General features: G+C 52.4%; 1 protein-coding gene and 1 pseudogene. Both read left to right on the forward strand.

Annotated features, from left to right (window positions below; all coding sequences use genetic code 11):
• Positions 1-306 (forward strand): integrase core domain-containing protein (locus BHE85_RS17400; protein ID WP_032232747.1); only part of this gene is annotated, 306 nt, incomplete at its 5' end.
• A gap of 39 nt (positions 307-345) precedes the next feature.
• Positions 346-723: pseudogene (locus BHE85_RS17405) on the forward strand (IS3 family transposase); the annotation flags it as partial.

Consider the following 723-nt stretch of genomic DNA (forward strand, 5'->3'; position numbering starts at 1 on the left):
AAAGGTTCTCAGTATGTATCGCTGGCCTACACACAGCGGCTTAAGGAAGCCGGATTACTGGCATCAACAGGAAGTACAGGCGACTCGTATGACAACGCGATGGCGGAGAGCATCAATGGTCTTTACAAAGCGGAGGTAATACACCGTAAGAGCTGGAAAAACCGTGCAGAAGTGGAACTGGCCACACTCACGTGGGTGGACTGGTATAATAATCGACGATTGCTGGAAAGGCTGGGCCACATCCCTCCGGCAGAAGCAGAAAAAGCTTATTATGCTTCTATCGGAAACGATGATCTGGCAGCCTGAGTTCACAGATAAAACACTCTCCAGGAAACCCGGGGCGGTTCAGAGCGGCTAAAACTGGAGATTAAGGTGGCACATATCCGCACTCGCGAAACATATGGAACCCGGCGGCTCCAGACGGAGCTGGCAGAGAATGGCATCATCGTTGGTCGTGACCGACTGGCACGTCTTCGTAAGGAGCTAAGGCTACGCTGTAAGCAGAAACGCAAGTTCAGAGCGACTACGAACCCGAACCACAATCTGCCAGTTGCGCCAAATCTGCTGAACCAGACGTTCGCTCCTACAGCACCAAATCAGGTCTGGGTGGCGGACCTGACGTATGTTGCCACACAGGAGGGATGGTTGTACCTCGCTGGCATCAAAGATGTTTATACGTGCGAAATTGTCGGCTACGCCATGGGAGAGCGCATGACAAAAGAG

This window comes from Shigella sp. FC1567 (assembly GCF_001743015.1).
In the GTDB taxonomy this organism is placed as follows: domain Bacteria; phylum Pseudomonadota; class Gammaproteobacteria; order Enterobacterales; family Enterobacteriaceae; genus Escherichia; species Escherichia coli.